At 49.0% G+C, this 22,849-nt stretch carries 23 protein-coding genes and 1 tRNA gene; 18 read left to right on the top strand and 6 right to left on the bottom strand.

Annotation, left to right across the window (positions count from 1 at the left end):
• The 5 genes from G465_RS0109330 to G465_RS0109350 all read left to right on the top strand — a co-directional run.
• Window positions 1-571: methyl-accepting chemotaxis protein (locus tag G465_RS0109330; protein ID WP_022654206.1), on the top strand; the 571-nt coding region annotated here is incomplete at its 5' end.
• 104 nt (window positions 572-675) lie between these two features.
• The gene (locus G465_RS0109335; protein ID WP_027405346.1) at window positions 676-1,842 is read left to right on the top strand and encodes an NAD(P)H-dependent flavin oxidoreductase; all 1,167 of its coding nucleotides are present in this window, start codon (window positions 676-678) and stop codon (window positions 1,840-1,842) included.
• Between the two features lie 72 nt (window positions 1,843-1,914).
• The gene (locus G465_RS0109340; RefSeq protein WP_027405347.1) at window positions 1,915-3,273 is read left to right on the top strand and encodes an aldehyde dehydrogenase family protein; all 1,359 of its coding nucleotides are present in this window, start codon (window positions 1,915-1,917) and stop codon (window positions 3,271-3,273) included.
• Window positions 3,274-3,289: 16 nt separating this feature from the next.
• Window positions 3,290-4,699, top strand: a complete 1,410-nt coding sequence (locus tag G465_RS0109345) for an FAD-binding oxidoreductase (RefSeq protein WP_022654209.1) — start codon at window positions 3,290-3,292, stop codon at window positions 4,697-4,699.
• Complete coding sequence (locus G465_RS0109350; RefSeq protein WP_022654210.1) at window positions 4,700-5,050, top strand: Hpt domain-containing protein; 351 nt, start codon at window positions 4,700-4,702, stop codon at window positions 5,048-5,050.
• Here G465_RS0109350 and G465_RS16075 read toward each other — a convergent pair.
• The 3 genes from G465_RS16075 to tpx all read right to left on the bottom strand — a co-directional run bounded on the left by G465_RS16075 (window position 5,047) and on the right by tpx (window position 6,846).
• The gene (locus G465_RS16075) at window positions 5,047-5,340 is read right to left on the bottom strand and encodes an HD-GYP domain-containing protein (RefSeq protein ID WP_245556781.1); all 294 of its coding nucleotides are present in this window, start codon (window positions 5,338-5,340) and stop codon (window positions 5,047-5,049) included. The genes G465_RS0109350 and G465_RS16075 overlap by 4 nt on opposite strands.
• The gene (locus G465_RS14270) at window positions 5,337-6,203 is read right to left on the bottom strand and encodes an Hpt domain-containing protein (protein ID WP_211213751.1); all 867 of its coding nucleotides are present in this window, start codon (window positions 6,201-6,203) and stop codon (window positions 5,337-5,339) included. The genes G465_RS16075 and G465_RS14270 overlap by 4 nt, the downstream gene beginning before the upstream one ends.
• A 145-nt stretch (window positions 6,204-6,348) precedes the next feature.
• On the bottom strand, window positions 6,349-6,846 hold the full coding sequence (gene tpx, locus G465_RS0109360; RefSeq protein WP_022654211.1) for a thiol peroxidase: 498 nt from the start codon (window positions 6,844-6,846) through the stop codon (window positions 6,349-6,351).
• A 142-nt stretch (window positions 6,847-6,988) separates the two neighbouring features.
• On the opposite strand from tpx, the gene G465_RS0109365 reads away from it, so the two are divergent.
• The 10 genes from G465_RS0109365 (at window position 6,989) to radC (ending at window position 17,660) form a co-directional block, all read left to right on the top strand.
• Entirely contained in the window at window positions 6,989-8,620 is a 1,632-nt protein-coding gene (locus G465_RS0109365) for a methyl-accepting chemotaxis protein (protein ID WP_022654212.1), read from the top strand.
• A 225-nt stretch (window positions 8,621-8,845) separates the two neighbouring features.
• Entirely contained in the window at window positions 8,846-10,501 is a 1,656-nt protein-coding gene (locus G465_RS0109370) for a methyl-accepting chemotaxis protein (protein WP_022654213.1), read from the top strand.
• A 28-nt stretch (window positions 10,502-10,529) separates the two neighbouring features.
• Window positions 10,530-12,077 (top strand): sensor histidine kinase, encoded by a 1,548-nt coding sequence (locus G465_RS0109375; protein ID WP_022654214.1) that lies wholly within the window; start codon window positions 10,530-10,532, stop codon window positions 12,075-12,077.
• A 12-nt stretch (window positions 12,078-12,089) separates the two neighbouring features.
• Window positions 12,090-12,668 (top strand): hypothetical protein, encoded by a 579-nt coding sequence (locus G465_RS0109380; RefSeq protein ID WP_155846527.1) that lies wholly within the window; start codon window positions 12,090-12,092, stop codon window positions 12,666-12,668.
• Window positions 12,669-12,745: 77 nt separating this feature from the next.
• Window positions 12,746-13,606 (top strand): SPOR domain-containing protein, encoded by an 861-nt coding sequence (locus G465_RS14275; RefSeq protein ID WP_022654216.1) that lies wholly within the window; start codon window positions 12,746-12,748, stop codon window positions 13,604-13,606.
• Window positions 13,607-13,635: 29 nt separating this feature from the next.
• Window positions 13,636-14,262: a thiol:disulfide interchange protein DsbA/DsbL gene (locus G465_RS0109390; RefSeq protein ID WP_245556782.1), complete on the top strand. Its 627-nt coding sequence runs from the start codon at window positions 13,636-13,638 to the stop codon at window positions 14,260-14,262.
• Between the two features lie 50 nt (window positions 14,263-14,312).
• Window positions 14,313-15,140 carry an undecaprenyl-diphosphate phosphatase gene (locus tag G465_RS0109395; RefSeq protein WP_027405351.1) on the top strand — a complete coding sequence of 276 codons (828 nt, stop codon included), beginning with the start codon at window positions 14,313-14,315 and terminating at the stop codon, window positions 15,138-15,140.
• A gap of 76 nt (window positions 15,141-15,216) precedes the next feature.
• Window positions 15,217-15,292, top strand: a tRNA-Met gene (locus tag G465_RS0109400).
• Between the two features lie 349 nt (window positions 15,293-15,641).
• Entirely contained in the window at window positions 15,642-16,877 is a 1,236-nt protein-coding gene (locus tag G465_RS16245; RefSeq protein WP_022654219.1) for a nucleotide-binding protein, read from the top strand.
• A gap of 108 nt (window positions 16,878-16,985) precedes the next feature.
• Window positions 16,986-17,660, top strand: a complete 675-nt coding sequence (gene radC / locus G465_RS0109410) for a RadC family protein (protein ID WP_022654220.1) — start codon at window positions 16,986-16,988, stop codon at window positions 17,658-17,660.
• A 54-nt stretch (window positions 17,661-17,714) separates the two neighbouring features.
• Here the strand turns inward: radC and G465_RS0109415 are convergent, their stop codons facing one another.
• Genes G465_RS0109415 through G465_RS0109425 form a run of 3 tightly spaced genes read right to left on the bottom strand, consistent with a single transcriptional unit; the run spans window position 17,715 to window position 21,001 of the window.
• A complete protein-coding gene (locus G465_RS0109415) occupies window positions 17,715-18,335 on the bottom strand; it encodes a 3'-5' exonuclease (RefSeq protein WP_022654221.1) in 621 nt (206 codons plus the stop codon).
• A complete protein-coding gene (locus tag G465_RS0109420) occupies window positions 18,335-20,149 on the bottom strand; it encodes a putative nucleotidyltransferase substrate binding domain-containing protein (RefSeq protein ID WP_027405353.1) in 1,815 nt (604 codons plus the stop codon). Before G465_RS0109420 ends, G465_RS0109415 begins: the two co-directional genes overlap by 1 nt.
• 39 nt (window positions 20,150-20,188) lie before the next feature.
• The gene (locus tag G465_RS0109425; RefSeq protein ID WP_022654223.1) at window positions 20,189-21,001 is read right to left on the bottom strand and encodes a class II glutamine amidotransferase; all 813 of its coding nucleotides are present in this window, start codon (window positions 20,999-21,001) and stop codon (window positions 20,189-20,191) included.
• A 92-nt stretch (window positions 21,002-21,093) separates the two neighbouring features.
• Between G465_RS0109425 and G465_RS0109430 the strand changes: the two genes are divergently transcribed.
• The 3 genes from G465_RS0109430 to G465_RS15810 are packed head-to-tail and all read left to right on the top strand — an operon-like array spanning window position 21,094 to window position 22,723.
• Window positions 21,094-21,678 (top strand): Ntn hydrolase family protein, encoded by a 585-nt coding sequence (locus G465_RS0109430; protein WP_022654224.1) that lies wholly within the window; start codon window positions 21,094-21,096, stop codon window positions 21,676-21,678.
• On the top strand, window positions 21,678-22,547 hold the full coding sequence (gene hslO / locus G465_RS0109435; RefSeq protein WP_022654225.1) for an Hsp33 family molecular chaperone HslO: 870 nt from the start codon (window positions 21,678-21,680) through the stop codon (window positions 22,545-22,547). Before G465_RS0109430 ends, hslO begins: the two co-directional genes overlap by 1 nt.
• A 17-nt stretch (window positions 22,548-22,564) precedes the next feature.
• Window positions 22,565-22,723, top strand: a complete 159-nt coding sequence (locus G465_RS15810; RefSeq protein ID WP_022654226.1) for a hypothetical protein — start codon at window positions 22,565-22,567, stop codon at window positions 22,721-22,723.
• The last annotated feature ends 126 nt before the right edge of the window (window positions 22,724-22,849 follow it).

The following is a 22,849-nucleotide window of genomic DNA, read 5'->3' on the forward strand; positions in this document are numbered from 1 at the left end:
GGCGGTGCAATCGCTGTCTGGCACCTTGGGGGTCTTGAACCAACGCTCAGAACAAATCTCGAGCATTGCCAATGTGATTAGCGATATTGCAGATCAAACCAACTTGTTGGCCTTAAATGCCGCAATTGAAGCGGCACGGGCAGGTGAACAAGGACGCGGTTTTGCCGTGGTGGCGGATGAAGTGCGGAAACTGGCAGAACGCACTGGCAGCGCAACACAAGAAATCACACAGATGATTACCGCGATTCAAACCGAAATGCGGGCTGCTACCAGCGGGATGGAAGATGCCAATAGCCAAATCAACAACGGTGTCAGCATGGCGCAAGAGGCCAGCCGTGCGATCTCAGCGATTCATCAAAATGCACAGAATGTGATGTCGGCGATTGCCGAAATTTCACGGGCGACCGCAGAGCAGTCGTTGGCGAGTAATGATATTGCACAGCATGTCGAGCAAATCAGCACCATGGCACAACAAACCGACCAAGCAGTACAACAAGCGATTCGCACCACCCAGAGTATTAGTGTGTTGGCGGGTGAGTTGGGACAACAAGTTAACCGCTTCCGCACCTAAGACGTTAGAATTCTCTCATCCACTGGTTTGATTTGTATCAAACCGTTTAAAGCGGGTGAGATAGACACTCTCTTTTTTGCTGGTTTGGGGTTAGGGATTTTATGATAGACAGTGTGTTTCCTCCGTTGGTATTGCGTGGCCAGAATCTGTTACCCGTGGTGCAAGGAGGTATGGGGGTTGGTATCTCGGCCCACCGTTTGGCAGGGGCTGTGGCGCATGAAAATGCGGTTGGTACCATTGCAAGCGTCGATTTGCGCCATCTGCACCCCGATTTAATGGAGGAATCGGCACATGTCACCGATGCCGCCGGTTATGATCGTTTGAATTTGATTGCACTCGATCGCGAGATCAAACAGGCTTTAGCCATTGCCGACGGCAAAGGGATCGTGTCGGTCAATGTGATGAAGGCAGTGGATGCCCACGCGAAATATGTGCAACAAGCTTGCGAGTCGGGCGCTCAAGCCATCACGATGGGGGCCGGTTTGCCATTAGACCTGCCTGATATGGTCAATGATTATCCCCATGTTGCACTGCTGCCGATTTTGAGTGAATCACGCGGAATCAGTATCGTATTAAAACGCTGGATGAAGAAAAACCGTTTGCCTGATGCGATTGTGATTGAGCACCCTCGCTATGCCGGTGGTCACTTGGGTGCTGCTAAACGTGATGAAATCAACCACGAACGGTTCGATTTTGCCCGTGTGTTGGAAGAAACCTTCGAAGTATTCAAAACACTGGGCTTAGAACGCGAAAAAGTGCCGCTGGTGGTGGCTGGTGGTATCAATAGTTTTGAGAAAGTGAAAACCTATGTGGGGCTGGGCGCCTCAGCGGTGCAAGTGGGTACCGCTTTTGCAGTCACCCAAGAAGGCGATGCCCACGACAATTTCAAACGTGTTTTGGCAGAGGCCAAACCAGAGGATATTGTCGATTTTATGAGTGTGGCTGGTTTGCCTGCGCGTGGTGTGATGACCCCTTTCTTAAAGAGCTATTTACGCCGCGAAGACAAGTTGCAAGCCAATGCCAAAGCCGATCCTGCCCGTTGTACTCAAGGGTTGAATTGCTTGTCGGTATGCGGTTTACGCGATGGCTTGTCAAAAGTGGGTCAGTTCTGCATTGATTTGAAACTGGCTGCGGCTTTCCGTGGCGAAGTCAATAAAGGGTTGTTCTTCCGTGGTTCGGAAACCCTGCCGTTTGGCAGCGCCATTCGCTCGGCACGTGAGTTGTTGCACTATCTTACCACCGGCGAAAAACCCGCTAATCTTGCTTATTAATAGTCCATAAAACCGGATATTCTGCTCAAGCGCTGCCGCAAGGTGGCGCTTTTTTGTTACAGTGCAACAATTATGAGCGCCTTTACCAGTTGTAACCCCGCCAATGGGGATGTGTTATTTACCCGACCCACGTGGCCGCCGGAAAAACTCTTGTCTTGCTTTCAACGAGTTAGACAACAGCATCCCATGTGGGCAAACAGCGAAACCGCGCTGCGCGCACAACTTTTACTCAATTTGGCCGACCGTTTGCACGATCACCGCGATAGATTGGCTGCCTATGTGACACAAGAAGTGGGGCGGCGGACGGCAGAGTGTTTGGCTGAAATTGATAAATCCATTTTATTGATCCGCTATTACGCTGATTTGGCGCCGCGTCTTCTCGCTCAACAAACCATTGCCACGTCTGCCAGCCGCAGTGCCGTTGCTTTTGAACCTCTCGGTATTGTGTTGGCGGTCATGCCGTGGAATTACCCTGTGTGGCAGGTGTTGCGATTTGCCATTCCTGCTCTAATGGCAGGCAATGCCTGTGTAGTGAAACCCGCACCATCGGTACCACAAACTACGGCATTACTTGAACAGGCGATTGCAGAGGCGAATTTAAGCGATTATCTGCAAGTGGCATGGATTGACCATGAACACGTCGAACAGGCGATTGCGTTGAGTGATGCTGTTGCCTTTACTGGTTCGACACAAACCGGACGCCATATCGCCAGTCTGGCCGGTAAACATCTCAAAAAAAGCGTGTTAGAACTGGGTGGCAGCAATCCATTGATCGTGCTGGCCGATGCAGACTTAACCTTGGCGGCACAAGAGGCCTGTCATTCACGATTCCGTGATGCGGGCCAGTCGTGTAATGCTGCCAAGCGGATTATTTTGGTGCCAGACATTGCCGAAGCCTTTATGGCGATATTTTTGCCTCTGGTGGCCGAACTGCGTTGTGGCCCGCCGAATGAAGACCTCACCACCCTTGCGCCTTTAGCCCGTGCCGATTTGCGTGAAAAACTCCACGCACAAGTGCTTGATGCCGTGCAACACGGGGCACAGTGCAAAATCGGTGGCGTGATGCCTGAAGGCAGTGGTTTTTTCTATCCGGCAACGGTGCTCGATCATGTTACTCCCCAGTGTCGGGTCTATCACGAAGAAACTTTTGGCCCTGTCGCCAGCGTGATACGGGCACACAATGAGGCTGATGCCATTCGGATTGCCAACGATACCGCTTTTGGCTTAGGTGCCTCTATCTTTACTGCTGATGAAGCACATGGTTGGCACTTGGGACAGGCGTTAAATGTTGGTAGCGTGTTTATCAATCGCTACACCAGCTCAGATTTACGTTTGCCATTTGGTGGGGTAAAAGCGTCGGGTTATGGCCGCGAATTATCCGAGTTTGGCCTCTATGAATTTGTGAATGTCAAAACCTATTGGCAGCGCTAACGGGTAGGAAAAGTTTGTGGATACTGCGCCTATTTTGTCTCGACTCCGTCAAATTGTCGGTCATGAATGTGTCTATACCGATGCCACCGCAACTGCTCCTTTTGTTATTGATTGGCGCAAACGCTTTCATGGTCAAGCCTTGGCGGTGGTATTGCCCAGCACCACAGCAGAAGTGGCTGAGGTAGTAAGGTGCTGTCAGCAATATGGTGTGCAATTGGTACCACAAGGCGGCAATACGGGTCTGGTTGGCGGTGGGGTGCCGGATGCCTCGGGGCGAACAGTGGTATTGTCTCTGCGCCGCTTACGGCAGATTCGTCATATTGATGCGAATAACAATACGATGACTGTCGAGGCTGGCCTCACGCTGGCAGAGCTGCATCAACACGCACAGACTATTGAACGTTTATTCCCATTATCCTTAGCTTCTGAAGGCAGTTGTACCATTGGTGGCAATATTGCGACCAATGCCGGCGGGACAGCGGTGCTGCGCTATGGCAATATGCGGGAATTAACCCTAGGCTTAGAAGTGGTATTGGCCAATGGAGAGGTGTTATCCGAACTCAAAGGGCTGCGGAAAAATAACAGTGGCTATGATCTAAAACAGTTGTTTATTGGCAGTGAAGGGACGTTAGGGATTATTACTGCCGCAACAGTGCGGCTGTTTCCGTTGCCTACTGCATATTGCACTGCCATGATTGAAGTGGCTTCGCCCGATGTGGCTTTGGCGTGGTTACATGCCTTACAAGCGCGCTTTGATGATCGTTTAACCACATTTGAATTGATTTCAGGACGTTGTTTGCAGTTGGTGCAAACCCATATCAGTGGCGCTCGCGTGCCGTTTCACGCGCCTTGGGCGGTGTTGTTCGAGTTATCGGATGGCGGCGAAGACGCGCATCTTGAACAACAATTATTGGAATGGTTGCCATCTGCTCCGCGCTATGGTGAAGCCGTGATTGCCCAAAATCGCAAAGAGCGCCAAGCCCTATGGTTGGTGCGCGAGGCCATCTCTGAGGCACAAAGCTGTGAAGGTATCAGCTTAAAACACGATATTGCCGTGCCGGTATCAGCCGTACCGATGTTTTTACAACAAGCTGGTGATAAGTTGCGTGCGGCTTTCCCTGATTGTCGTATCACCGCTTTTGGTCATTTGGGTGATGGTAACTTGCACTATAACGTCAGTCAGACTGGTGCTGCTGATATCTATCAAGATGAGCCACGGGTCAATCGGATTGTTTTTGAAACGGCCTACCAGCTTGGTGGTACGTTGTCGGCAGAGCATGGGATTGGCCGATTGCGGCGAGAGACGCTATGGCAATATCGCTCGCCATTAGCGCGACAGGTGATGCAACAGCTTAAACAGGGGCTCGATCCGGCTGGGTTGTTTAACCCCGGCGTGTTGTTTCCTGCACAAGAAAAGGATAGCTAAATGTCTGCCGAATATCTTCCAGTTGACCGTGCGATGGCACTGGAAAAACTGATGAATAATGCCGAACTGCATCAAACCTTATGCGGCATGTTTTTACAGCGTTATGCTGATGCAGAAACCGTATTCAGCCTGTGGCAAACCGAAGAGCAAATGGCTGCAGCACGTTTATTAGCGCATAGCTTAGTCAGTGCGGCCAGCATGATTGGGGCAAATCAGCTCAGTGTTTTAGCCCGCCAGTTCGAAACCGCACTACGTAAGCAAGAACTTGAACAATGTCCCGAGTGCAGTGAGGCCATACGAACTGAATTGGCAAAAGTGATGGTGTGTGTGCGTGAGTTATATCCGAGTTAACGCTGAGGATTGCCGGTAATCCAACGGCGAATTACCTGATTAAACGGTTTGATAAATTCTGGGGCAAATTGATCTTCACAGGCATTGACTTCAGCGACGGCACGCAAGGCAGATAAGCTGTGACCGCGATGGCTATGTTTGAGATTCACCGCTTCAAACGCATCAACAATCGCCAAAATTTTTGCACCGGCACAGATATCTGGGCTGAACAAGCCTTGTGGATAGCCGCCACCCAGCGGTCGTTCATGGTGTTCACGCACCATTCGTGCCGCTTCATCCCATCCCTTCATCCTTGCCAGCAAATCCGCAGCCCAATTGGGGTGTGATTGTAAAACGGCACGGTCGCGTCGCTATCGCTTAACCGTTCAACTTTCAACCACACGGCTTCTGGTAAGAACATCATGCCAACATCGTGCATATATACCGCCGCCTCTAATTGAGCAGGGTTCACCGGATAACCTGCCTCGCTATTGGTTTCTTCGGCTAATTTCAAGACCCGTGCTGTTCGGCCAAGCAAATGAGGAGAACGGGTTTCTAATTGTTGGGCGAGTGAGCGGAAAAAAGCGAGATCTTGTGCTTCTTGGCTAGTATGAGGTTCGGGTTCAACCTCAGTCGGCATAGCGTCATTGCTGCTGAAAGGCGCAAAATTGAGCTCATGGGTTTGTTCTGGTGTTGCAACAGGACGAAAGCCGGTGATGTTTTCAATAAAAATTGCTGCTTGGGTTTCGATGCGGTCCTTCGGTTGTACCGACAGCATTTCAAGCCCAATCAACATTTCATGCAGATGTAGCGGGGCAAGGGTGCGGTGTTCGGCCAGCGCTTCTATGGCTTGTTCCAACCGATCTAAGGCAAGCAAAAACACTTCACCAATCAGTGGGGTAAAGATTAGCTCGTTATCTCGCATTCGCGACAACAAGCTTTCAATAGGGGAGCAAATACGCACCCCAAGTTCTAACTTACACAGGGCCGAGTCGCCCTTTAGATTATGTACTGCACGAAATAGAGCAGTCAGGATATCGCGAGAAGTAGGGTTGTCGCGTAGGCGTGCGACATCGCGTTCAATTGCTGGCGCTAAATCTGCCAAAGAATCAACAAAGTCGGGAAAAGAATCCGTATCAAAAACACGGAATATCATTTCATCACTACCGTACATACCCCCACTCCCTGTCTATGACAAATTCGGGTTATTTATCAATAATAATCAATTAAAATGATGTATAAATAATCCGTATTTGTAACAAAAAACCTGTCCCGCTTGATATTGTATTTAAAAGGGGACAGGTAAAACTGAAATGTTTTTATGCCAAAGCAGCTAAAGCTTTGGCATAATCTGGTTCTTCTGCAATTTCACCAACTAACTCAGCATGTAAGACACGATTATCTGCATCCAACACAATCACGGCGCGGCTGGTTAAACCACTTAATGGGCCAGATGCAATGGCGACACCGTATTGTTCAGCAAAATCTTGATTGCGGAAGGTAGACAGCGTCAACACTTTATCCAAGCCTTCGGCAGCACAAAACCGCTTTTGCGCAAAAGGCAAATCAGCAGAAATGCATAATACCACCGTATTCGCTAACGCTGCCGCTTGCTCGTTGAATTTACGTACCGAGGTCGCACACGTTGGTGTATCGATGCTTGGGAAAATATTGAGCACTTTGCGTTGCCCTGCAAAGTTATCTAAGCCCTGTTCTGACAAATCTGCAGCAACCAAGCGAAATGCTGTAGCGGTCGCACCGACTTGAGGAAATTGGCCGTTCAAAGTGATGGGATTGCCTTTTAAGGTAACGCTCATGGTGATGACTCCTCACGAAAAAACTTGACTTAATGCAAATATTGCGAACTTGGCTCAGGAAATTACGATCTTGGCCGATAAATTTGCAAATTTGTCATTACAATGAATACTTAAGTAATCCCTTTTGACGAAAGGTTAACGCATGTTTGCACAACTCTCCATGCGCACCAAGCTAATGGTCTTGGTTGGCGTGGCGCTGGCCGGTTTAATTGTTCTTGGCGTGGTCGCCATGTACTCCCTTAAGGCTGCTATGTTAGCCGACCGAACCGACAAAGTGCGCAATATCACAGAAGTAGCTGGGGGGGTCATTGCTTATTTTGAGGAGCAAGCGGCAAATGGCAAGTTATCAGACGCACAAGCGCAAAAATTAGCACAAGAGGCCTTTACTAAAGCGCGTTATAACGGAGTTGAATATGTGTTTGTGATTGCCCCTGATAGCACTTGGTTGGCTTATCCACGCGCTGACTTGTTGGGTAAAAAAATGCGTGAGGTGGTGCCAAGTTTGTATCAGCTGTTTGAACAACGGTTGCAAACCGCACCCAATGGGGTGGTGATTGAATATGTATGGAAGTATGTATGGAAGAAAAATGACGAGGTTGGTGAGGTCGGTAAGGTAACCTATGCGGCCATTTCTCAGCGTTGGAAATGGTGTTATGGCACAGGGATTTATGTAGATGATGTGCAAACCGCATTTTTGAAATCCAGTTTATGGATGGGCATCGCGATTGTTATTTTGGCAGTGATTTTATTGGGATTAAGTGGGCTGATTACGTCACGTTTGATTCGTGAATTGGGTGGTGAGCCAGGCTATGCGGCCGATGTGGTCCGCACGATTGCTGCGGGTGATCTACGGCAAAATATTCAACTTCGCCCTAATGACCATAGCAGCTTATTGGCGGCGATTGCTGATATGCAACAACGGTTGCGTACCCTGATTCGTGAAATTGTCGGGAATGCCGATTCTCTAGGTAGTATGGCTGGCAATATCGCTGATCATGCCGACCGTACGGCAAAAAGTTCTGAAGATCAAAGCAGTGCTGCCACTGCGATGGCTGCCTCGATTGAAGAGATGACGGTCAGTATCAACCACATTGCCGATCATGCAGAACAAGCGCGGCAATCGTCTGCTCAAGCTGGCGATCTAGCTGGGCAAGGTGCTTCGGTATTGGGACAAGCGGTCACGGAAATTCAACGAATTAACCAAGCGGTAGAAGAGGCCTCCTGTACTATTGTGCAGTTGACCGATAAAACTGAAACCATCTCGTCAATTGCCAATGTGATTCATGATATTGCCGACCAAACCAATTTGTTGGCCCTCAATGCGGCAATTGAAGCCGCTCGCGCTGGTGAGCAGGGACGTGGTTTTGCTGTGGTGGCAGACGAGGTACGCAAATTAGCGGAACGCACCGGCACTGCAACGCAAGAAATCAGCCGCATGATTGCTGATATCCATACCAGTTCAACTGTCTCGCGTGAAAATATGGAAGAAGCCGTGGTACGGGTGCGGGCAGGGGTTGATTTGACTGAACAAGGTGGCAGTGCGGTAAACCGGATTCATGAGGGCTCGTCACAGGTGTTGCATGTGGTGAATGATATTTCTCATGCTTTGCGTGAACAAAGCCAAGCCAGTAACGACATTGCAATGAATGTGGAAAGAATTGCTCAAGTTGCAGCAGAGAATGCTGGGATTGCTCACGAAACGGCCCAAGCAACCAATCAAATGCACCAAATGACCGATAGCCTGAGAAAAATGGTGAGCCGATTCCAAATTTAATTATTTTGGTAGTTTAATGAACTATCTATAAATAAAGCATAAGCATTTTTATTTAGGTGGCCTCTCTAGGCCACCTTATTTTTTGTCTATCGATTTAGGCTATCCATAACATCCTTTTCTGTAATACACTTTCTTTAGCACGTAAATATCATACAAATAAAGTGTGCTAAGTGAATAAAAATTCCAAAAAGCCGTTAAAGGCACCGGAGAAATTGGAGAGGGACGATGAGTAGCTGGTTTGACGCTATGACGGTACGAACAAAATTACTGACGCTGATTTTCATGGCCCTCGTCGGCTTGTTGGTCGTTAGCGCCGTTGCCCTATTCGCCCAACGCGAAACAATGCTGTTAGACCGTAAGGAGCGGATTCACAATCTGGTTGAGACTGCTCGCAACATTGTTGAGCGTTACGAGGATTTGGCACAAAAAGGCGCACTCTCTGAACAAGATGCCAAAGAGCGTGCCCGTGCTGCGCTTGGGGCGATGCGCTTTGATAAAGACAACTACTTGTTTGCTTTGGATGGTGACATCAATAAAGGCGAACTGAATTTCCTTGTGCACCCACGAGAGAAACTGGTGGGGACGAGTTTGTTAAAGCTCAAAGACAGCAAGGGGGTGAATCTTGGCGAGCTGTTTATCGGTGGGCTGAAATCAAATAACGGTAAGGCGATGGCACAGTACGTTTGGAAGAAAAACGATACGGTGGGTGATGTTATCAAAATTTCCTATATGGAAACGTCAGCGAGATGGCAATGGCGAGTCGGGACAGGCATCTATATTGATGATGTTGATGCGATCTTTATGCAAAATCTGCGGCTGATTGGTTTAGTCTGTGTCGTAGGGATTGCGATTATGCTGTTGTTTTCTTTGTCGATGATGCGGAACCTGTTAAAACAGCTTGGTGGTGAGCCCAAATATGTGGTGGAGGTGGTAGGGAAAATTGCCAATGGCAATTTAACCGTTCCTATCCAAGGGGCAGAGCGTTATCCGAACAGTGTGTTGGCGTCGGTATCGACGATGAAAGACACACTACGTGGGTTGATGCACGATATCGTGACCACCGCCCAGCGGCTGTCTGAGATGACAGAAAACATTGCCCGACATGCGAATCAAGGGGCACAAAACGCCGAGGCCCAAAACCAAGCAACGACGGCGATGGCAGCCTCGATTGAAGAAATGACCAGCAGCATTAACCACATCGCTGAACGGGCGCGTGATGCTCACCAATCTTCCCAACAATCTGGTTCGCAAGCCCAGCAGGGTGCGGACGTGATTCGGGCGGCAATTGGTGAGATGCAACGGATTCGTGAGTCTGTTGCCTCATCTTCTGACACCATTGCCGAGTTGGCCAAGAAAACTGATGCCATCTCGAATGTGATGGCTGTGATTCGAGATGTGGCAGAACAAACCAATTTGCTGGCGTTGAATGCCGCGATTGAAGCCGCCCGCGCAGGGGAACAAGGCCGGGGTTTTGCGGTGGTGGCGGATGAAGTGCGTAAGTTGGCAGAGCGCACTGCCCTATCCACCAAAGAAATTGCTTCGATGATTGCAGAAATCCAAACCAGTTCGGATGCTTCACGTCAAACGATGGAAGAGGCGGTGCAACGGGTGGTGCATGGGGTGCAAATGGCGGAGCAAGGCGGTGAATCTGTGCAACATATCCATGCCAGCACCGAGCAAGTCGTTAGTGTGGTGGACGATATTTCACTGTCCTTGAGTGAACAAAGTAGTGCCAGCAATGAAATTGCTCAGCATGTGGAAAAAGTGGCGCATAGTGCATCAAATAACGCTGCGATTGCCCATGAAACTGCCGTGGCAACCAACGAACTGCATGCCATGACAGACAAATTGCGGCGTTTAGTCAATCAATTCTCTGTCTGATCATATACGTTTAATCGGTAGGCGCGCCTTGGCAACATGGCCGCCTGCCTTGGCTTGTGGTATCGTGCGGCCTGCCGATTCTCTGGTCAAGAATGCTCTTGCTGTGTCCAATCTTTTTTCTTTTTTGCCCCGTTTTTACCCAAAATCGTTTTTACGTTTATTGTTAGCTGGATTTATGCTGGTGGCTTTGCCGGCAATTTTTGTCTTGCTACATACATTATATGCCCTTGATCAAGTGGCTTCAGAAAGCCGGATTGGGATTGAACATGCCGCGCGTTTGACCGGCGGTGGGCGGCAGATGGCTGAACACAGCGTGGTGATGGAGCGTGCTGTCCGCCAATATCTGGTATTGGAAGAAAAAAATCTGTTGCAACGCTACCGCGAAGCACGCCAACACGCCCGACAAACTGCGTTATCCCTGCGTCCCTTGGCTTCGCCTGCGCTGGCGATTCGCCTTGATGAATGGTTAGAACAAGATGAAGTGATTGCGTCAACTCTCGCTAGGGTTCCTTTAGCGCCGGAGCAAGGGCAAAAAGTCATTCGCTATTTTTCCCATCTGGCCGAAGTCAGTCATCAAATTGTCCAAGTCAGTCAGGGGCAAGTTGATGCTCAAGCCAACCGGCTCTTAGCGCAAATTGACCGGCAAAAACATACCCTCACCCTGCTGTTATTCGCAGTGGTGGCGGCGGCGATTTTATTAGCCGTGTTTCTCAGTCATGTTTTACATCGTCCAGTGCGGCAAATGGATAAAGCCATTCGTGATTTGGGTGATGGCTTATTGAATGAGCCTATTCACATCAAAGGGCCGGCGGATGTTGAATACTTGGGCGAACGTTTGGAATGGTTACGCGGTCGTTTGGCGGGGGTTGAACAAGAGAAACAACGCTTCTTGCGTGATATGGCTTTTGAATTGAAAGCACCATTGTCTGCGATTCGGGAGAGCGTCGAGCTACTCGATACCGCACAACACAATGCCATGCCACTCAGTAGTGAACGACAACAGGATGTGCTGACGTTAATGAAAGAGAACAGTCAGACCCTGCATACCTTGATTGAAGATTTACTGGCCTATAATACGGCCCGTCTCGTCACGCCACCCTTGGCAAACAGCAGTGCCTTAGCCGAAGTGTTACAACAAGCTTTTGAAAATTGGCAGCGTCGGTTGATACAACAGCGCCTCAGTTGGTCGGTGATGCCAAATTTACATGCCCCATTTGATGGTGGGATCGTGGTGGCGATTATTGATAAGTTACTGACGCACGCTGTTGCTGCTTCCCCCGCTGAGAGCGAGATTGTTATCAAAGCTTATGCTGATAATGTGGCTTTACATATTGAATGCCACGATGCGGGTTGTCTGATTACCGAAGCAGAACGCCGCCGAGTGTTTGACCCTTTTTTCCGTAGCAGCCGCCGTCATATCCCCCCACGACAAGGTGGGATTCATCTTGCCTTAGTCAGACGTTATGCTGAACAGTTGGGCGGCACCGCTCAAGTCTTGCCTTCTGATCATGGGGCACTATTTCACATTGCTTTGCCACTGCATAGCCAACTTTCTCATCAATCTCTTGCTTCCTGAATGGACTGTGCCGTGCGCCATAGCTTAATTTTGTTCATGATTTGCGCTGCCATCACAGGCTGTACCACAACAGCACCGCCAACCCCCTCGCCTACTTTTGCTGTCCCGACACCTGCGCCTCTTCCCTCGGCAGGAAGTAGTTCTGCAATGATGCCGGCACACAATGGTTTGCCCATCGTGCAAACGCCTTCGGTAGTCGAGTTGTTGAGCTGGTATGACCGGTTGAATCAACTTTCTATGGCTGAACGTCAACGCGAGATCAATAGCGTCGTACAACGTAGTCAGCGCCATAAAACTGATCTCTTACGTTTACAGGCTGCTTTGGGTTTGTCTGCGTTGGATCAGAGTGAGGCGAAACAACGTGCATTAGCGTTATTAGAGCCGTTGTTTGGCAGTAAAACACTAGAGCCAACCTATCGTCCCTTGGTGCATTTGTTGGGTAATCTACTGACCGAAGTGGACAAACAACATCAACGAGCCGAAGACGCTTTACAACAACTTAAGCAAAGCCAACGCCGCGCCAATGCCTTAAAAAGCAAGCTAGATAAACTCAAAGCCATTGAACATGAGTTGCCGCCGTTAAGCCGTTAGTACAATCAAAACTGCGTAAACGGCATCGGCTGTTATAATCTGACTTCCCGCATGATTTCCAAGGATTTTTTCTGACTATGGCCTCTCGCGACTATAAAAATGCTGGCCGTTTCCGTAATAAAGAAACAGCGCCATCCCGTCATGGTCCAGCGGTCACGCCGCGTGCCCGTAGTAAAGAATCCAGTAGTAAAAAAAGCGTGGCCTCTGGCTTGGTCATTGGGCTGTTATTGGGTGTCACCATTGCGGTGGGCGTGGCTTTCTTTCTGTCGCGCAGTCCCGATCCTTTCCAACAGCCCGTGCAGCCTGCTCCTCGGGTGAAAGTACCAGACAGTACGGCAGTATTAGCACCGGGTGTAGGGCCTGATACCGTGGCACCAAGTGTAAGTCAACAGCAAACCACCGTATTGCCGACGCCCACGCCCGAACCTCCACCTGTTCCTGTTGGTCAGCCTGAACCCGTTGCGCCACCTGCGGCTACCCCTGCTGCACCTGCGGTAGCCGCTAAAACAGCCGAACCTACACCCGCCGCCGAACCCGCACCGACAAAGGCAGCGGCACCAGCTGAAAAACCGGCGGCAGCCGAGCTGAATAAAGGGCCCAACTACGAATTCTATAAAATCCTACCCGGGTTAGCGGAACCAGTGCCGTCAGGGGAACCTAATGCTAGCGAACGCACCAAACCGGCTGCAGAGCGCAAGACCTATCTGCAAATCGGGGCGTTTAGTAAGAGTGATGAAGCCGACAACCTAAAAGCGCGTTTGGCCCTATCTGGCATTGAAGTCAAAATTCAGAGTGCCGACACGGAAAAAGGACTGATTCACCGTGTTCGAGTGGGGCCGTTTACTAAACAAAGTGAAATCGATCAAGCGATGGCTACGTTGCGTGAGGCTGGCTTAAGTGCCACTGTGGTACGTGAGCCGGTGAATAAAGCGCAGTAATCGCTTCTACTACTGTTAAAGGAGTTTTTGTGCAGTTATCGACTATGTTCCAGCGCCTATGCGCTTTATTGTTGTTGTTATGCAGTGCTGCGGCATTTGCCAATCTTCGCGAAGGTGTGGACTACCGCGTTTTAGCACAACCACAGCCTGTCGCCGATGCAAAAACGGTCGAAGTGCTTGAATTCTTCTCGTACACCTGCGGCCATTGTTATCGCCTTGAGCCACTTTTGGAGCAATGGGAAAAAACCTTGCCAAAAGATGTTTCATTCCGTCGTGAGCAAGTGGTGTGGCAAAAAAATATGGAGCCGATGGCGCGCCTGTTTGCGAGTTTACGCAGCAGCAACGAATTAGCGCGTTTACACCTGCCGGTGTTCCACGCTTTTATGCGCGATAAAAAAGATTTGAATCAAGAAGCGGTGTTGAGCCAATGGCTGACTGACAATAAGGTCGATGCCAACCGCTTTATGCAGCTCTATCGTTCTTTCTCGATCTACAGCGATGTGGCACGGGCCAGCAAGATGACTCGTGATTATCAAGTCGAAGGCACGCCGATGATTGTGGTAGGTGGTCGCTATGCCGTGAACCCTGCCGAGCCACAGCGGGTGTTGCAAGTGACAAATGAACTGATTAACAAAGTGCGAGCAGAACGCAAATAAACCACGGTTTGCCCACTACGGTGGGCAACTGCGGACAGCAAGGGGCCAATGTGGATATTGCAATTCTGTTCAAAGCATTTCTACTCGGTATTGTCGAAGGCATTACCGAGTTTTTTCCTATTTCGAGCACTGGACACTTGATCGTTGCTGCCGACCTACTCAATTTTGATGATGGCGTTGGCAATGTCTTCGAGATTGTGATTCAACTCGGCGCGATTTTGGCGGTGTGTTGGGAATATCGCGCACGGTTACAACGGGTGGCTGGTGGATTGTTAAAAGGTGATGCTGCTGCTTGGCATTTCACGACGAATCTGTTGGTCGCTTTTTTGCCTGCTGCAGTGGTCGGTGTTCTGACCATTAAAACCATCAAATACTATTTGTTTAATCCAGTGGCCGTTGCCTGTGCGCTGGTCATCGGCGGTTTCATTATTCTCTGGGTCGAGCGCCGCCATCACACCCCGCGAGTTCACGCTGTCGATGATATGACTGTCTGGGATGCGGCTAAAGTTGGATTTGCACAGATTTTCTCGTTGATTCCGGGGACCTCACGTTCTGGTTCAACCATTATTGGCGGGATGATTTTTGGTCTAGATCGTAAGGTGGCAACAGAATTTTCCTTCTTCCTCGCCATTCCTATCATGTTTGCTGCCACGTTTTACGATGTGTACAAACATCGTGAGTTGCTTTCTTTAGATGCGCTGCCGATGTTTAGCGTTGGCTTTGTCGCTGCCTTTATCAGCGCTTTCTTTGCCGTACGTGGCTTAATTCGCTTTGTCTCGAATCACACCTTTATCGTGTTTGCTTGGTATCGGATTGTGTTTGGTTTGATTATTTTGCTGACGTGGCAGTTTGGTTGGGTTGAGTGGGCAACGCATTAAAACCAAGTATTTATCTTTTTCTGTCAAATAAGCTTGACACCCTTGTACGATTGCTCTATATTTGCAATCTCACTGACGCGGGATGGAGCAGTTGGAAGCTCGTCGGGCTCATAACCCGAAGGTCGCAGGTTCGAGTCCTGCTCCCGCAACCAAGGATTCAAAAGGCAGTGCCTAGCGTTGCCAAAAAAACCCAGCAAAGCTTTTCGCTTGCTGGGTTTTTTGTCGTTCGTCGACATACTTGGATCTAAACCCATTCTCTGCAGCATTCCTGTTGCGTCTTGTACTATATTCGTTGCAATGCCTGTTCTCTATGTTCCAAGACTGACCCCTATCTGTTTGATTGTGCTACTTTAGCCCTACCATGAATCATATGGCTTTCCGCACTTTCAGGTAAAAATCGATTATCATCATCTTCTTGTTTTCCATTTGAGCACCATGCTGAGAAAACAACTGATAGCATCAAAGCCTAAGAGTATTTTTTCATGCTAAGGAACGTCGGCGATGAGCAATTCCCTATCGATTAAAGATCCTGATTCATTTGAAAAACATATTGGTGTCTTATTTCAGCAAGCGGGTTGGGAGGTGATAGTTCCTCCGGCTAACACCAGAGGTTACGATCTCGAATTGCGTCGAAATACCTATTGCATTGCCGTACAAGTTAAGAACTACACGCGTAAGTGTACTGTTGCCGACGTAGAGAAATTCCGTCATTTTTTAGAGTTACCACTGGCCGATGGGTTTACTCATGGGATTTTTGTGTCTGCTAGTGGATTTTCTAAAAATGCTTTGTTGGATGCAGAAGCAAATTTCCGTGAAATCCAAGAAGCACACAGTCTCCGTCAACGAGGCAATAAAGAAAGCACGGTTCAAGCTGTGCGTCGTATTAAACCAGTGAAGTTAATTGAGTACTCAAATGGTCAGCTATCTGAGGTGTCTTTGGAGGCTGAGAACACGACGATCACTGATAAATGTCGATACGTTGGTGTTTTTACCTGCAAAGGTGGGGTTGGTAAAACGACAACCGCAGCCCATTTGGCCGGTGCTTTTGCATTGATGGGTTATGATGTTGTTTTACTTGATCTCGATCCAGACCAAAACTTGCACAAGCTCTTTCGTGCTGATTCTGATGATGCTGGGAGTGATGCCAGTATGTTTGTGCCAGCGATGGTGAAAAATCAGCTTGGTGCCACTATTACCGTATTGAGTCATGAACAATGGTTGCAGTCAAAAGATGAAGACTACCGTGATGCTAGAGTTGTCATTTGTGATTGTTCACCAGTATTGAGTGAAAATCCATCTGAACTGATTGCCAAATTTGACTATTGCATTATTCCAACAACTCTAAACCCGTTAGGAATTGCAAAAAACGCGAATGTGATTACCCGGACTTTTCAGCATATTCGTTCGCTAAATAGCCAAGCTCAGATGTTTTGCTTAATCAATAGCTACGATCCAAGTAAGGCGATAGAGAAAAAGAATGAGGTGTTGCTAACGCATTTGAAGAAAGAAATCGATCGTTATGCTCAACACGACCCGAAGTGTCGCCTTATCCCACCTGAAGAAGCGAGAATCCGCCACAGCAGTGCGCTACTGTATTGGGGATACCACATCATTGATGGTTCACGGCCCCAATTAGCGTTTCGTGAAACCGCTGGCCGTAGTTATCCACGAACTGATTTTCTGCAATTGGCAGAATATCTGGAAAATCATACTGATTTGGCTACCCTTCGTGCCTAGTAGAATGCAGCTCCCCTTTTGACTAAATAAAAACCACTGATACCACATGACAAAAAGCTGATTTTTTTGTAATTTCCCTTTGCATGTTTTAATCAAGTGGGGGAAGACATGGGGATCTGTGATTGGCCGGAAGATGAGCGTCCGCGAGAAAAATTATTGACTCGCGGCGTGGCAAGTTTAAGCGATGCTGAGTTGTTGGCTTTATTTTTACGGACAGGGATAAAGGGCTTGAGTGCAGTCGATTTAGCAAAACGTGCTTTAGCACAGTTTGGTTCATTGTCTGCGCTGATTCATGCGCCATTGCAGGCTTTTGCCGAGATTCCCGGTTTAGGGCCGGCAAAATATGCCCAACTGGCGGCAACTGTGGAATTAACTCGTCGAGCACTGGCGGAGGAATTACACACTGGTGATGTGCTCAGCAACCCCGACAGCGTAAGAAACTATTTACGCTTATTGTTGGCGCGGCGTGAGATTGAGGTGTTTGTGGTGTTATTTCTCTCTAATCAGAACCGCGTGTTGGCGGTAGAAGAGGTGGCTCACGGCACTATCAATCAAACTGCCGTGTATCCACGAGAAATTGCTCGCCATGCGCTCAAACATCACGCCACCGCCGTCATTGTCGCTCATAACCATCCTTCTGGCGCACGCGAACCTAGCGAAGCCGATCGCGCGCTAACCAAGCGGTTGGTGTCGGCACTGCAGCTACTTGATATCCGCTTACTCGATCACTTTATTGTCGCTGGCACCACTACGGTTTCTTTTGCCGAAGAAGGCTGGTTGTAAATTGCATTTTGCAAGCAGCAGGGACGGCTAATAGGGTCGTCCCTATGGCTAAAATCAGCCGAATGGACGTTTGGGTTTTCGCACTTGCATCGCTTGATAGATCATGGCGGCGGTGATGGCATCGTTGAGTGCATCATGCCGTGCCAAGGTGGGAATATGTAGCTCATCCAAAATCGTCTGTAACCGCAAGTCGATATTAGCACCGACATTTTGTTGAATTTTCCAATCGTAATACAGCGCGGAGATTTCCAATTGGCGCTGTGGCAACTTGCAGCCAATTAAGGGCTTCACGGTTTTATTTAAAATTGCCACATCATATTCAAGGTAATAGCCCAGTAACCCCCGCCCCCCGATAAACTCTAATAACTCACTCACCGCTTGTTCACAGCTGATGCCTTGCGAGACATCCAAGGGCCGTAAGCCATGAATACTGACACTGGCGGCATCGGGGTTGATGCTAGGTTTAACCACCCGATAGAACGACTCACTGCTGAGAATCCGGTTACCACGCACTTTTACCGCACCAATCGACAAAATTTCAGCCTCGGCGATATTTAAGCTGGTGGTTTCACAATCGACACTCACCCACTCTTCATCATCAGCTTGAAACAAGATCTCCCAGCGAGGATCACGCAATTTACGTTTTGCCCACTGTTGTTGTAAGGCTTTAAACATTACAGCCCCCCGAGATGGAAATGATGCCGAATTGAAGACTTAAAGCGTTTTACCACCGAAAAGGCCTCTTTGAGCAAATCACGCTCCAGCGTCGACAATCGTTTTGGTTCAATCAGGTTACTGGCTGGCGCACCGACACCTAATGCGATCAAGCCTTGTTGTAAGCGCAGGGTCAATAAAAACGACAACGCTTCATTACAATCTTGTGCCAGTTGAGATTCGATATGACCTTGTTGGGCCAACACGGTCAGCCGATCAAAGCTATTGGTCTCGGGTAGATGATATTGCAAGGCCAGTGCGCGCAAGCCATGAACCAATGGGAAAATACCGCCTTTTTTCAGGTCTAGCGTGGCGACTCCATTTTCTTCATGGGACAACAGCTGGCCGAACAAACCAAGCGGCGTATCAAATTGCAGCACTGCGCGTGCAAAATGATGGAAGAACATATCGCTGCTATCGAGGTGCTCTGATAATGAGGTCTTGATCTGTTGTAATAAGCTGCGATCGCCAGCTACGGCATGGGCATCGGTGAAGATGGCTAAATTCATCTGTGAATCTTCACGCGGTAGGTTAACCCATTCATAAATGGTATCTTGCCAAGCCGAGACGGTTTTACACCATGCCTCGCGCGATAACATCACCCCACCAGGACAGGGAGGATAACCAAACTGATCCAATGCTTCAGAAAAATGCTGGGTGATTTGCGTAATCTCAGCCATCGTCAACGGACAATCATCCGCCACAATCAGCGCATTATCTTGGTCAGTTTTTAAAATCTGCTCGCCTCGTCCTTCCGAACCCAACACCACCAAACAGCTGTGTGCAATCAATTCCGGTGGTGCAATCAATTCCCACGCACGGGCAAATAACTGCCCATTTAGGGTTTGCACCAGCTTAGCCAGTTGTGGTGCCTTCACACCATGCCCCGACAAGATATGCACTAATTTATCAATTTGCTGCGCCACAGGGACCAAAGCCGGCAGGCTGACCGTGCGCTCAAGTTGTTGTGCAATCAGGTGTGAGTGATTCGAGAAATAGGACAATAAATCAATTTGTTCTAACACCCCCACCGGCTTGCCCTGTTCGGTCACCACCACCCGCTGTACCGTGTGATGGGTCATGGTCAACAACGCATTGAACAAATAGTCATCAATATCGCAACAGATCAGCGAAAAATGCGCCAATTTAGCCAAAGGCACATCAGCCCCATGTCCGGCAAGAATCACATCGCGGAAATCACTGACCGTAAAAATCCCAACTTCTTGATTGTGCCGAATCAATAACGATTTGACCTTATGTTGCTTCATTGCCTGTGCAGCATGAAGCACGGTTGCATCACCCTCTAAAAACACGGGGGCACGGGCGGTTACCTCACGCACCCGAGCAGTCAATAGATTTTGCAGTTCTGGGTTTTGGGTGCGCTGTTGTGCCAAAGCAGTGAATTTTTCTGCGACCGTTTGAAAAAAGAAGGCGGCAAAAACGGCATTGCTCTCAATCAGTTGCAAAATCAAGCTGCGCGGCAAAGTGAACAATAACGCTTCTTCATAGACTTCAAAGCGATGTGGGCTATGACCAGCAATCAAGGCACGGGTGTCAAAGCTATCGTTGTGGCGAAACACGGCGACGGTTTCTTCCTCGGCCATTTCACGCACAATTCCTTTGATCACCACATACAAAAACTCAGCGGTTTGTGTGGGTTCCAACACGGTTGCACCGGCTGGAAAAAACACGATATCGGCAGCTTTTGCCACCAACTCACGCTCATAAGGGGTTAAGACATCAAACGGCGGCTGACGGAAATCAAAATGGCTCACGATGATCACTCGACCTTGAAAACGAAAATGACATCTAGCTTAACCGCTAGTCGCCATTTTGTCGCGCCCATTTGGCATAGGGACAGCAATCGTCGTCGGCAGGCCATCACGGAACAACATCAATTCACCTTCAGCAAATGCCGTCCACGTTTCGTTATCAGTCAACGGTAATGTTGCAATCACCGCCACGCGATCGTTTGGGGTTGTAACCTGATTAAAATCAATGCTCATGTCCTCATCCAATAAATGGGCTTCTGCAAACGGCGCTTGCCGCACCAAATAATGCAGTTTGGTCGAACAATGAGCTAACAAGAAATCGCCATTGGAGAGCATAAAATTGAAAATCCCATGCTGGCGAATGGTGGCGGTAACCTCGGCCACCACCTGACAAAAATCCTCAAGTGTGGGCATGGCATCAAAGCGACTGCGTAATGTTTCTAACAATAAACAGAAAGCGGCTTCGGAGTCGGTTTGACCAACAGGTTGATAAAAACGCCCTGCCGGTGGTGCAAAATTTTCTAAATTACCGTTGTGGGCAAAAATCCAATACCGTCCCCACATTTCACGCTGAAAAGGGTGGACATTGGCTAAGTTCACCGCGCCCTGTGTCGCTTTACGAATATGGGCAATCACATTTTCCGACTTGATGGGGTAGGCTTGCACGAAGGCTGCCACGGGCGAATGTGCCGAGGGCATATCGTCGAGAAAGACACGCACGCCACTATGTTCAAAAAAGGCGATGCCCCAACCGTCGGCATGGTGGTCGGTGAGACCTCCACGGCGGGAAAAACCTTGAAAAGAAAATTGAATGTCAGTCGGGGTATTGCAATTCATTCCGAGTAGTTGACACATAATAGTTGGCTCCAAATACAGTATTAAAATACGACTTGCTTTTCTCTCACGCGGCGTTATCTTACGTCCTTTGCTTTTGTTCAGGAGATGCCGTGACCACGCTCGTCATGGTTAAGAAAGCCGGTGTGGTAAGCATCGCAGGAGACAGCCAATCGACTTTTGGCGAAACTCGTGTTGGTGCGACCTACGACGCCCGCTATAACAAAATTTTTCGCTTAGATGACAATTTTATCGCGGTCTCAGGCAGTGCGGCCCACGATTTGGTGTTGCAGTCTGCTTTGGTCAAACTCAAAAACCGCGATTTGTCGAGCCGTCTGGCGATTTTTGAAACTTTCCGCAAGCTGCATCACAAGCTGAAAGAAGACTATTTCCTCAATACCGAAGAAGAAGACAACGACCCCTACGAATCAAGCCAAATGACCGTGTTAATTGCCAATCCACACGGGATTTTTGCGGTGTATTCGATGCGTGAAGTCTATGAATATCATCGGTTTTGGGCGATTGGTTCAGGGCGAGATTTTGCGCTTGGTGCCATGTATGCCAGCTACGACAGCGCGATGACTGCGGCCGAAATTGCCCAGCTTGGGGTAAAAGCTGGCGCAGAATTTGATATTGCCAGCAGTTTGCCAATGACTTTGTACTCGTGCAATGCCGCGCTGGCAGAGGATGAAACCTAATGCAAAACGATAAACTTTTCCGCTTTTTATTTGATAGTGCGCCGGCGCGTGGTGCCCAAGTTCGCTTGCAAAACACTTGGCAGACCATTTTACAACGGCGTGATTACCCTGACGTGTTGCGACAGCCATTGGGGGAATTACTCGCAGCCAGCGCGCTGCTTGGCTCGATGCTGAAATTTGATGGCAGCTTAGTGTTACAGCTACAGGGCAAAGGTGCGCTGAAACTCTTGGTGGTGGAGTGGAATGCGGATCGTACTTTGCGCGCCACAGCAAAATGGGAAGGCGATTTACCTACAGCCGCAGGTTTAACTGAGCTGTTGGGTCAAGGTCAGTTTGTGTTGATTCTCGACCCAAAGAACGGTACGCCTCCCTATCAGGGCATTGTGGCATTAGAGGGTGATAGTGTTGCGGAGATGCTGCAAGGCTATATGCAACGCTCGGAGCAGCTTGAAAGTCGCTTGTGGTTGGCATGTGATACCGAGGTTGCCTGTGGTCTGTTATTGCAACGTCTACCGGAGGGACATGGTGAGGCCGAAGATTGGCATCGTTTATGTGCCTTAGCCGGTACGCTACACGCTCCTGAGTTATTGGCAACCGACCCCGATTTGCTACGCCATCGCTTGTTCCATGAAGAACAATTGCAAGTGCTTAAAGTGGAAGAGCAAGCTTTCGGTTGTTCGTGTAGCCGTGAGCGTGTCGGTGGGATGTTGCAAATGATGGGGGCAGCCGAAGTGAGCGATATTGTGCAAGAACAAGGCAGCGTTGAGATTATCTGCGATTATTGCCACCAGCGTTATGTGTTCGATGAGGAAGATTGCACACAGCTATTTCGCCCCATGCCTGACCACAATTCGCCAACCTGTCATTGATTTTTGGAGTGTTTTTTATGCAGTCATCACCGCATCTGGTCAAACAACGCGGTATCACCGTCTTACAAACCTTGTTATTGACCGGCATTTTAGGCGTTGTGTTGTCGCTGGTTGTGCCGAAGCTGTTACATAGCGAAGCCACCACTGCCGCAACATCTAGCAGCCAGCAACATTGACATCCTCCCCGCCCTAAAGAGCGGGGATTCCTACGGCGCTTTGGTCTAGACACAGGCCAAAGTCGCTTCGGTGGGTTCCTGCTGCTGGCGGCATTACGGCACCACTCACTTCACAGGCGAACTGGG

The sequence above is a fragment of the Aquaspirillum serpens DSM 68 genome (genome assembly GCF_000420525.1).
GTDB lineage: Bacteria > Pseudomonadota > Gammaproteobacteria > Burkholderiales > Aquaspirillaceae > Aquaspirillum > Aquaspirillum serpens.

Bases quoted from the DNA above. Each gene is read 5' to 3' on its own strand.
- G465_RS0109340 (WP_027405347.1), top strand. From the start codon at position 1,915: ATGAGCGCCTTTACCAGTTGTAACCCCGCCAATGGGGATGTGTTATTT.
- G465_RS0109350 (WP_022654210.1), top strand. From the start codon at position 4,700: ATGTCTGCCGAATATCTTCCAGTTGACCGTGCGATGGCACTGGAAAAA.
- G465_RS16075 (WP_245556781.1), bottom strand. From the start codon at position 5,340: ATGAAGGGATGGGATGAAGCGGCACGAATGGTGCGTGAACACCATGAA.
- G465_RS14270 (WP_211213751.1), bottom strand. From the start codon at position 6,203: ATGTACGGTAGTGATGAAATGATATTCCGTGTTTTTGATACGGATTCT.
- tpx (WP_022654211.1), bottom strand. From the start codon at position 6,846: ATGAGCGTTACCTTAAAAGGCAATCCCATCACTTTGAACGGCCAATTT.
- G465_RS0109365 (WP_022654212.1), top strand. From the start codon at position 6,989: ATGTTTGCACAACTCTCCATGCGCACCAAGCTAATGGTCTTGGTTGGC.
- G465_RS0109370 (WP_022654213.1), top strand. From the start codon at position 8,846: ATGAGTAGCTGGTTTGACGCTATGACGGTACGAACAAAATTACTGACG.
- G465_RS14275 (WP_022654216.1), top strand. From the start codon at position 12,746: ATGGCCTCTCGCGACTATAAAAATGCTGGCCGTTTCCGTAATAAAGAA.
- G465_RS16245 (WP_022654219.1), top strand. From the start codon at position 15,642: ATGAGCAATTCCCTATCGATTAAAGATCCTGATTCATTTGAAAAACAT.
- radC (WP_022654220.1), top strand. From the start codon at position 16,986: ATGGGGATCTGTGATTGGCCGGAAGATGAGCGTCCGCGAGAAAAATTA.
- G465_RS0109415 (WP_022654221.1), bottom strand. From the start codon at position 18,335: ATGTTTAAAGCCTTACAACAACAGTGGGCAAAACGTAAATTGCGTGAT.
- G465_RS0109425 (WP_022654223.1), bottom strand. From the start codon at position 21,001: ATGTGTCAACTACTCGGAATGAATTGCAATACCCCGACTGACATTCAA.
- hslO (WP_022654225.1), top strand. From the start codon at position 21,678: ATGCAAAACGATAAACTTTTCCGCTTTTTATTTGATAGTGCGCCGGCG.
- G465_RS15810 (WP_022654226.1), top strand. From the start codon at position 22,565: ATGCAGTCATCACCGCATCTGGTCAAACAACGCGGTATCACCGTCTTA.